Annotated in this window: 3 protein-coding genes and 1 pseudogene; all 4 read left to right on the top strand. The window is 64.5% G+C overall.

Annotated features, from left to right (window positions below; genetic code table 11):
* The first annotated feature begins 593 nt into the window (after positions 1-593).
* Entirely contained in the window at positions 594-2,876 is a 2,283-nt protein-coding gene (locus VNW74_RS01045) for an MMPL family transporter (protein WP_325674751.1), read from the top strand.
* A 280-nt stretch (positions 2,877-3,156) separates the two neighbouring features.
* Positions 3,157-9,480: a type I polyketide synthase gene (locus VNW74_RS01040; protein WP_325674750.1), complete on the top strand. Its 6,324-nt coding sequence runs from the start codon at positions 3,157-3,159 to the stop codon at positions 9,478-9,480.
* Positions 9,477-10,901, top strand: a complete 1,425-nt coding sequence (locus tag VNW74_RS01035) for an aminotransferase class I/II-fold pyridoxal phosphate-dependent enzyme (protein WP_325674749.1) — start codon at positions 9,477-9,479, stop codon at positions 10,899-10,901. The genes VNW74_RS01040 and VNW74_RS01035 overlap by 4 nt, the downstream gene beginning before the upstream one ends.
* A gap of 27 nt (positions 10,902-10,928) precedes the next feature.
* Positions 10,929-11,085: pseudogene (locus VNW74_RS01030) on the top strand (hypothetical protein); the annotation flags it as partial.

Genomic DNA, 11,085 nt, shown 5'->3' with positions numbered 1-11,085 from the left:
ACCGACCTAAGCTCGCTGCTCGGGTCGGTCGATCCAAGCTCGCTGCTCGGGTCGTTCGACCCAAGCACACTGGCCGGCGACCTCAGCACACTTCTGGCGTCCGGTGCAGCCAACACGGCTATAACGACTATCCCCGACCTAGCACTGCAGCTGCTCACGTCCTTCTGAGGTCGGAACCACAGCGGGGGCAGGCATCCTTCCCGCACGGACACCCGTGCGGGAAGGATGCCTGTTTGTCGGGCAACATACGAACGCCGTCAGTGTGGTCTTGGTCATGACCACGACCATCCGCTGCGCGGCCGGATCGCGCTGCAGCAAAGCACGATTCGTCAATCGTGCGAATGACGGCGTTTCGCTTGGGCAATTCTCCGCGACCTGTCTGATCGCGCTAAGGCGACTCGCGCACGGCAGCAACATGACGCCTAGAAAGGCTGCCGCTCAAGGGATTCAGGCCAGTCCGGGTGTTGTTCACCCTTCGGGCGCATCGTGACGCTGCACACTGCTCAGAGCGCTGCTACTGCTGCCAACTGTCGCGGACGGGCCGAAGCGCTCGGGTGGTTCCCCGTACTGCGGCTTCGTGAGAAGGTCGTGTCGTGCTGCAGGCAATCGCTCGACTCGCCATCGCCGTGCCGCGCCGGATCATCGCCGTTACCCTGCTGGTGATGACCGGTACCGCGATCTTCGGCGTTCCGGTCGTCACGGCACTGTCGGCCGGCGGGATGCGCGATCCTGGCGCCGAGTCGTCACAGGCGGCCGCCGTGCTCTCACAGAAGTTTGACCAGGGCGACATGGAATTGCTGATCACGGTCAGCTCCGACCAAGGCGCGTGGGGATCCCAGGCCACGGCGGTCGGCACCGACCTGGTTCGGCGATTGCAGAACTCGGCCAACGTCGGGAGAGTGGTGTCGGCGTGGACCGCGCCGCCGTCAGCGGCGCCCTCGTTCATCAGCAGGGATGGCAAATCGGGACTGATCATTGCCGGTATCTCCGGCGGCGAGACCGATGCGCAGAGAAACGCCGAGCGACTGGCGGACGAGTTCGTGCACGACCGCGATGGCGTCACCGTGCGGACCGGCGGAGAAGCCGGCATCTACTGGCAGATCAACGACCAAACGCAGAAAGACCTGTTGCTCGCCGAGTCGCTGGCGATGCCGCTGAGTTTTGTAGCGCTGGTGTGGGTTTTCGGCGGTTTGGTTGCGGCGGCGCTGCCGCTGGCCGTCGGCGTATTCGCGATCCTGGGCTCGATGGCGGCGCTGCACGCGATCTCGCTGTTCGCCAACGTCTCGATCTTTGCGCTGAACCTGGCCGTCGCGCTGGGCGCGGCGCTGGCCATCGACTACACGTTGCTGATCCTCACCCGCTTCCGGGACGAATTGGCAGAGGGCGAAACTCGTGACGCGGCGCTGATCCGCACGATGGTCACCGCGGGCCGCACGGTGTTGTTCTCCGCGATGACGGTCGCGTTGTCGATGGCCACGATGGTGCTGTTCCCGCAGTACTTCTTGAAGTCGTTCGCCTACGCCGGGGTGGCGGTCGTTTCGTTCGCGGCGGCGGCGGCGATCATCGTGACGCCGGCGGCGATCGTGCTGCTCGGTGATCGGCTCGATTCGCTGGACGCGCGCCGGCCGCTGCGCGGGATCCGCGGGCGACCGGAGCCCCAATCCAAACCGGTCGAACAGTGGTTCTGGTACCGATGGACCAAGTTCGTCATGCGTCACGCGGTGCCGATCGGTGCCGCGATCATCGCTCTTCTGCTGCTTCTCGGCACACCGTTCCTCGGCGTTCGGTGGGGCTTTCCCGACGACCGCGTCCTGCCTCCGTCCTCCTCAGCACGCCAGCTAGGCGACCAGCTGCGCAACGTCTTCCCGGGGGACGGGATTCCCGACATCACCGTCGTGATCCCGGACGCGGTCGGGGTGAGCATCACCGACCTGAATCGATATGCCGCAGCGCTGTCACGGGTCGCGGACGTGTCGTTGGCGTCCTCGCCCGGCGGCACGTTCGTCCATGGCGCACTGGCCGGACCGCCGTCGGCGCCCACCGGACTCAAGGACGGCAGCGCCTTCTTGACGGTGAGCAGCACCGCGCCGCTGTTCTCCGACGACTCGGCGGTTCAGCTTGACCGGCTGCACGCCGTTTCGACCCCGGCGGGCAAACCGGTGCAACTGGGCGGCGTCACGCAGAGCAATCACGACAGCGTGCACGCGATCACCTCGCGGCTGCCGCTGGTGCTCGGGATCATCGCCGTGATCACGTTGGTGCTGGTGTTCCTGCTGACCGGCAGCGCGGTGTTGCCCATCAAGACGGTGCTGCTGAACATCTTGTCGCTGACCGCGGCGTTCGGTGCGCTGGTGTGGGTGTTCCAGGACGGGCACCTGGGCGCACTGGGCTCGGCGGTGACCGGCACGCTTGAGGTCGACCTGCCGGTGTTGCTCTTCTGCATCGCTTTCGGCCTGTCGATGGATTACGAGGTGTTCCTGGTCTCGCGGATCCGGGAGTACTGGCTGGCATCCGACCGCGGCCCGGCCGCCAACGACGACAGCGTCGCGCTCGGTGTGGCCCACACCGGGCGGGTGATCACGGCCGCGGCGCTGATCATGGCGATCTCGTTTGCGGCGTTGATGACGGCGCAGGTGTCTTTCATGCGGTTGTTCGGGCTCGGGCTGACGGTGGCGGTGCTGGTCGACGCGACGCTGGTGCGGATGCTGCTGGTGCCGGCGTTCATGCATGTGCTCGGCCGGGTCAACTGGTGGGCGCCCAAACCGCTGGCCCGCCGCAACGATCGGTTCGGGCGCAGCGAGGCCGCCGGCCGCCCGTCCGACACCGACAAGTCGCTGCGCGCAGCGGATTCCGCTGCAGGGGGCACACCGGGCTAACCGCGGCTCGCGGGTCGTTGGCCGCCGAAGTAGGGTGGCTGTGGTGAGGCTGGCGTCAGTGGACGGCTTCTTGGGTTGTCCACTAGAGTTCAGCAGCAAGCCGCGGGTTGGGGGCCGTCATGGCTAGACCATGTGTTTTCCAACAGGCGTCCATGCCTCCCACCCCAGTACGACCAAAACCAGCCAGTGCGCAACACATTTGTTTGCTGGTGCGCTGCGCACGATGTGCAGCGGATCCGTGTGCCACGCGTTTCACCGGTAAGTCCTCAGGAGTTTCACCATGAGCCGTGTTGCCATTGTCGGGATCGGATGCCGGTATGCCGGGGGAATCGATTCGGCACAGTCATTCTGGGAGTTTGTGCTCAGCAAGAGTGATGGCGTCGCGGAGATACCTTCGCAGCGTTGGGACTACAGGCGTTTCTATGATCCCGACAAGCGCGCCGCTGGACGGATGTACACCAAGCGTGCCGCCTTTCTCGATTGCGATCCATGGCAGTTCGATTCGGACTTCTTCGGTATGTCCCAGCGCGAGGCAACGAGCCTGGATCCTCAGCAGCGACTGATTATGGAGGTCGCGTGGGAAGCGCTCGATGATGCGGGCGTGGCGGGTCGAGTATCTGGGGAGCCGGTCGGCGTGTATGTCGGTGCGTTCACCTGGGATCACTCGATCACTTCGGTTGCCGGTCCGGCACTTCCCCACGTCGATATGCACACCGCGGCGAGCGCCTCTTTCACGATGCTGTCGAACCGGCTGGCATATGCGCTCAACCTGACGGGACCCGCGCTGACAGTGGATACCGCTTGTTCGTCGTCGTTGGTTGCTTTCCATCTTGCGTGCCAGGGAATTGCCAATGGTGACTGTGAGATGGCGCTGGTCGGCGGAGTCAACATGATGCTGCGCCCGGAAACTTTCGTGATGATGTGCAAAGGTGGTTTTCTGGCGGCAGACGGGCGCTGCAAAGCGTTCTCAGCCTCAGCCGACGGGTATGGCCGCGGCGAGGGCGCCGGGATCGTCGTGTTACGCAAGCTCGAAGATGCCTTGCGCGACGGGGATCGCATCTACGCGGTCGTGGCGGCGACCGGCGCCAATCAGGACGGCCGCACGCCCGCCATCACCGTCCCGAATGCCGATTCGCAAGAAGCGCTGGCGCGTTCGGTGTGCGAACGATCCGGCGTCGCGGCGCACGAGGTGACCTATGTAGAGGCGCATGGCACAGGGACACCGGTGGGTGATCCAGTGGAGTTACGTGCACTCGGACGCGTCTACGGCGCCGCTGACGGCCGGAATAGGCCCCTTCCAGTGGGATCGGTGAAAGCCACCCTGGGGCACACTGAAGCGGCCTCCGGCATCGCGAGCGTCATCAAGGCAGCTCTGGCCGTCTACCACAGGACACTGCCGCCGCAAGGGTGGTTCGAAGATCCCAATCCCGATATTCCTTTCGACGAGCTGCAGCTGGCCGTTCAGGTCGAGCCTGAAGTCGTGAATGGTGACGTCGACCGAATGGCCGTGGCTGTCAACGGTTTCGGGTATGGCGGCACCAACGCACATGCGGTCATCGCAGAGGCGCAAAGTGCACGGAGGCAAACAACCCCGTCTCGGGCCCCAAGTCGTCGCAGCGTTGATGTGTTTGCGCTTTCGGCGCGCAGCGAGGCCGCGGCGCGTGAGCTGGCCGGCACTTACGCTGATCTGCTCGAGACGGGTGCAGATCCGGACCATCTCGTTGAGGTCGCATGGACTCGCCGGGCGCACCACCGCTACCGGGCGGGAGTAGCGTTCTCCGATCCCGCGGACCTGGCCGACCAGCTACGGCAGATCTCGGCCGGCGCTGTTCCGGTGGGGTCGGTGGTGGGCCGTTCGGCGGGTCCGGCGTTCGTGTTCACCGGAATGGGCCCGCAATGGTGGGCGATGGGCCGCGATCTACTCAACGCCGGCGGCGCGTTCGCCGCTGAAGCCGCCCGCATCGACGCCGTCTTCCGCAGCGTCGCCGGCTGGTCTCTCGTGGAAGAACTTCTGCGCCCTGAGGAGCAGTCACGGATCACGTCGACAGCGGTTGCCCAGCCGGCGAACTTCCTCATCCAGGCGGCGCTGACCTGCGAACTCGCCGAGTTCGGAATCACACCCAGCGCCGTGGTGGGCCATAGTGCCGGCGAGATAGCGGCTGCCTACGTCAGCGGCATGCTGTCGCTGCGCGACGCTGTTCTGGTGGCCCATCATCGTGGACGATTGCTGGCTACGACTGCCGGAACCGGAGGCATGCTCGCAATCGGGTTGCCGGTCGATGACGTACGACCGCTGCTTCATGACGACATGCGAATCGATGTTGCGGCAATCAACAGCCCGTCATCGGTGACGGTGTCCGGCGATCTGGGAGAACTGGGAGCCTTCGCCGAAACCCTCACTGAGCAAGGCGTCTTCAATCGCCTCCTGCGGGTGGAAGTGCCATATCACAGTCGCTATATGGACCCTATTCTCGGGGAACTGCGTGCTGTGCTGGCCGGTGTCACACCTCAACCGCCAAAGGTCCCGCTGTACTCCTCGGTCGCCGGCGAAGCCGTCACGAGCGCCTCGTGGGATGCCGACTACTGGTGCGTCAACGTGCGTGAGCCGGTGCGATTCGCGGACGCAACCAAGACGCTGATCCGCGCAGGCCACCGCGTGTTCGTGGAGGTGGGCCCACATCCGGTGCTGTCGGCGAACATCCGCGAACTCCTGTTGACGAGCGGCGAGTCGGGCACGACGATTTCTACGCTGGATCGCGGTCGGCCTGACGCAGAGAGCATCCGCCAAGCAGTCGCCGGACTCTATACCGCCGGAACGCTCGATGACACAGGAATGTTCGCGAAACCGGCTCCGCATCTCGAACTTCCTCGGTATCCCTGGCAGCGGAAGCGGCTCCACGACGAGCTACCCGAACACCGGCAGACGAAGTTCGGGACTCCTGACACGTATTCAATGCTGGGTGACCCGGACCTGCATGTTCGGTTCGCCTGGGAGCTGCACCTGAGCGGACAGACACTGCCGTGGCTCACCGATCACGTGGTTGACGGGTCCTGCGTGCTTCCCGCTGCGGCATACCTTGATGCCGCACTGAGCGCCGCCTCGCTACGCACCGGATCGAATTCGGTGACCGCCGAAGACATTCGGTTCGTCGCGCCCTTGATCGTGGACCCTGCCGACGGGACCATACTGCGTACCGAACTCGACGAGCCGAGTCGTCGCTTCACTATCCGCTCTCGCGCCGCAACCAGCACATTCTGGACAGTCCACGCCACCGGCCGGCTGGTCGAGGCAACGTACCTTGCCACCAAGCATCCCCCGCCCGAAACCCGCGGCATGAGCGAGATCGACCCAGCCGACTTCTATGCCGCCTTTGCTGCTCGCGGCCTGGATTACGGCCGCCACTTTCAGGGGGTTACGTCATTGCGCGTGAACTCACTGCAGGCAATCGCGACTGTAGAGGCGCCCACTGGGCCCGACACGACCAGGCACCTCGTACATCCCTGCCTCATTGACGCTGCCATGCAAACCGTCGCGCCGCTCGTCGAGCAGTCAATTGGCCGGCACCAGGGAACCGTTGTGCCGATCGCGGTCGACGCGGTGCGGGCCTTCGCCCCGCTCCCCGATCAGGTCACGGTTGTCGCCCGCCGGCACCCCACAGACCCGCTGTGCGCCGACTACGTGATCCTCGACTCGGAGCACACTGCGTGCATGCAACTCATGGGTGTGCGACTGGGTCCGATTACCCCCGGGAAAGAGCCAATCGACCACCTCGAACCCTTGTTTTACCAGGAGGTTTGGGATCTACGCGACGAGCTCACCACCATAGCGCCACCGACTTCCCAGCAAACCGCGACGTTGGTGGTGGCCCTCGGTGACCAGCCTCACGTACGGGCCCGACAGCTATCTAAGGCCCTCCCGCACGCCGGCTACCACACCTGCACTGGCACAACCGAACTCGAAGCTGACCTCACGCAACGGCTCAGCGAAATCGCAGAGGATCTGCCGCGGCTTCACGTGTGTCTGGTTGTCGGAGACATCGCCGATGACGTCGCCGCCCTCTGGGCGCTGAAACGCGTCGCCGTCACAATCGAGAGGTTTCTCGACGAGCAGCTTGGCGACAAAGCCGCGCAAATGCCCCCGTTCGGCGACGACACGTTCTACGTCAGCCTGATCACCGAACGGGCCTTTGTCCACCCCAACGATGCTTCGGTACCCGACACCAGCCATGCGGCGCTGGCGGGAGCACGTCGTGTCCTGGTCGGAGAGCAGCCGCGATTGCGGTGGCGTCTGATCGACACCGACGAGGCCACCGAGATCGCCGACCTCATCGCGGAGCTGGCAATTCCGGGTGCCTTCTGTCACGACAATGCCGACGAAGTGTTGCTGCGCAGCGGTTTACGGTGGACTCCGATCGTCACGCAGACGCTGGCTCATCGGCTTGAAGCGATGGCCCACGACGAGCAACCCACTGAGCCGGAAGCGAACTTCACCGTCGACACTCCGAAGTCACGACTTCTGCCCGACCTCGGGTGGCGGCGCTGCCCCCGGCGATCGCCCAGTCGAGGCGAAGTGGAGCTGCAAATGGAGGCCGTCGGCTTGAACTACAAAGACGCCGTCAAGGCGCTCGGACTGCTCAGCGAAAGAGACCTAGAACAGACACATTTTGGCACTCACCTCGGCATGGAGGGCGTCGGAGTAGTCACCCGCGTCGGAACTGAGGTCCCCGAGTTGCAGGTCGGAGACGTTGTCGCTACCGCTGCTCAGGGCATGCTCACCCGCTATCACATCGCCGATGCAGCACTCTGCTTCAAGCTGCCCAATCCTGCCGGCCGGCAACCCGTTCGCCCCGAACACTGCACCAGCATTACCGCGTTCGTCACGGCCGAACGCTCCCTGCTGACCTTGGCGCGGCTCCAGCCAGGCGAGACGGTGCTGATCCACGGAGCGGCCGGCGGTGTCGGCTCGGCCGCCATTCAGGTCGCGAAGCTCTGCGGCGCACAGGTTATCGGCACGGCCAGCACCGACGAGCGGCGTTGCTACGCGCTGGCCGCAGGCGCTGACCACATGATCGACTCCCGCTCGCTCAACTTCGTCGACGGCGTTCGTGAACTCACCAGCGGACGCGGCGCGGACGTGATCATCAGTACCGCACCCGGAGAGATGCTGCGCCACAATTTCGATGCCGTTGCCGAGTTCGGTCGCATCGTTGAAGTCGGCAAGGCGGACATTTATGGCGGCGGCACTTTGGATATGGCGGCGTTCGATAAGAACGTCAGCTACTTCTCGGTCGACATGGACCGGATGCTGGCCAAGAGGACCAACGACTTCCTGAAGCTGACCACCGGCATCTTCGACAAATTCGGCAGCGGAACCTACCAGCCACTGCCGGTGGAAGTTCATGCTGCAGGCGACCTTCCGCAAGCGTTCGAAGACGTGTTCCGCTCGGAGCGGACCGGCCGGGTGGCGATTCGCCTCGCCGGCGAGGCGCCACCGGTGAGGCCCGCCTGGCACGACGTCACTATCGACCCGGAGGGCACCTACTTGATCACCGGCGGATACGGCGGCTTGGGGCTGGCGACCGGACGATGGCTGGTCAGACGCGGCGCACGGCACCTCGTCCTGGCCGGCAGGAGCGGCGCGACAACGGGTTTCGCGCGCAAACACCTCGCCCGGTGGCGGGCATCAGGAATCGAAGTCACCGACGAAGCGGTCGACGTGAGCGATGCCGGCGCCGTCGCCGCCTTGGTGACGCGGTCCCACACCAACGAGCATCCGCTGCGCGGCATCTTCCACGCTGCGGGAGCCGTCGCTGACCAGATGGTGTCTGATCTGGAGCTCGACGTTCTCAAACGCGTATACGAAGCCAAGGTGCAGGGAGCGCGCGCGCTATGGTCCGCCGTCACTGCCGCCGAGATCAGACTCGACCAGTTCGTGTTCTACTCCTCGGGCGGTTCGATGCTAGGCCTGTTCGGGCAGTACAACTACACAGCAGCCAACCTCGCCCTGCAGTCTCTGACCGAAACAATTGTCCGCCACGGTCAGCCTGCAATCTGCATCGGCTGGGGGCACATGTCAGGAACAGGCGGCGGCATGGCTGCCGACGAAACCACCGCGAAGTATCTGGATACCGTCGGGTTCGACTCGATCGACATGGACGATGGCCCAATCTATCTCGAAGAGGCGCTCCGGTTGGGCATCACGCAAGCGGCGATCATTCCGATCAACTGGTCCAAGCTCAGCAGCGCGAGCGGCCACCTGCGACACGTGCTACGCACCTCGGCGCTCATCTCCGCTGCAGCTGAAGCCAATTCCGACGAGGAGCGCTTGCGTGCCGCTTTGGTCGCCCTCGACGACACTAAGCGCGCAGAGGTGGTCGCCTATATGCTCGCTGAGCAACTGGCCGTCGTCATGGGTGTATCGGCTGAGTCGATCGAGATCGACATCCCGGTGACCGAGCTCGGCCTGGACTCACTGATGGCCGTCGAATTCGGCGTCCGCACCACCCAGGCGCTCGGTGTGCAACTCACCACGCTCTCCTTGGGACGTAGCTTCGACCTTCGGCAAGCGGGTGCTCGCATCGCCGAGATGATGGCGGCTGCGTGACCGAAAGCTGGGACGGTATGTCGGCGCGCGAAACCGCTCGCCGTTTGCTCGCGCAGCCGCGCGACGATCACGTCGTTGCATCGGCACCCGATACGAGTTCGGTCGCCAAGTCACGACGAGATTCACGCCAACCGTTCGCTGATCACCCGGAGGTCGTTGCGGCCCGCGAACGGAACGCGCGCACGCGCGCCATGTTGGAGTTCACCGGGATGCCGAACCCGCTGTTCCTGCCGAGACGAGGCGCAAACAGTCCCGTCATCGACGGCCCTGACGGTGCGATGACCAACTTCTCCAGCTACAACTATCTCGGACTGGCGCACCACCCGAAAGTCATTCGTGCCGCTCAGGATGCGGTCGCACAGTATGGCGCCTCAGCATCAGCTAGTCGCATCATCTCAGGCGAGATCGATCTCTACTCCGTTCTCGAAAACCGGCTGGCCCAGCTCTACGACGTTGACGCCGCCCTGATCACAACCAGTGGATATCTCACCAACGCCGGGCTGATCGGATTCCTGCTTGGCGACCGGGACGCGATGGTGTGTGATGCACTCATCCACGCCAGCGTGATCTCCGGGGTGCAATGGTCCGGAGCACGCCGGGTGACGTTCCGACACAACGACCCAGACTCTTTGCGCAGCGTCCTGCGCATGTCAAGGGCACGCTTTGATCGGGCACTCGTTGTCGTCGAAGGCCACTACAGCATGGACGGAGACATCGGACCACTTCCGGAGATCGCCGCGGTGGCACGGGAATTCGACTGCGCAGTGATGATCGACGAGGCCCATTCCTTTGGGGTGCTCGGTGCCCACGGACACGGCGCGCGCGACCACTTCGGCCTATCCGGCGACGCAGTGGACATCTGGATGGGCACCCTGTCGAAGGCGCTGGGCAGTTGCGGCGGGTTCATCGCCGGTGAGGGCGATCTCATCGAAGCAATCCGCTCGGCCGCCCCCGGGGTTGCTCAACTCACCGGTGGCCCCGCACCAGCCGCCGCCGCGGCCGCGCTGGCCGCCCTTGACGTCCTCGAGACCGAGCCTGAGCGGCTCACCCGGCTATGGCATAACGCGCAATGGTTCACGTCTGCACTACGCGAGCGCAATCTCGATCTTGGATCCTCACAGAACACACCGATCTGTCCTGTGCTGGTCCCTGGTGAACTCCAAGTCGGTTACGCCTCTTCGGTGCTGATGCAAGCCCGCATCTATGTCGGCCCCGTGGCGGCGCCGGCGGTCCAGCCGGGTCAGGAACGGTTGCGCTTCTTCCTGACTAGCGAACACACCAAGGACCAACTGAACACCACAGCCGATCTCGTGGCCGAGGTGGTCGAATTGGCAACGCAACGTGGTGAGTCTCTCACGATGTCAGATGCAACAACGCTGATAAACGACTTGAACACAGGCAGCGAGCGCAGAGATACCTGATGCCTTTCGTTTCGGCATCCCGTCCTTGAACCGTGGACGATGCTCGGGCACCTCGCGGCTCGAAACCGGGTCCGCCGATTGCGACTCGGCGTGGGCGTGACCGACGCCGGTCGACGCAATCCGGCGCCTGGGTCCCCTTTGTTATCTCTCGCCGGTGTCGCTCCATGCTCGATTGCCGTACGTA

Origin of the sequence: Mycobacterium sp., from assembly GCF_035570115.1 — a bacterium.
GTDB lineage: Bacteria > Actinomycetota > Actinomycetes > Mycobacteriales > Mycobacteriaceae > Mycobacterium.
Note: the sequence above shows the minus strand (reverse complement) of the source record. Positions and strands in the feature narration are given on the sequence as shown.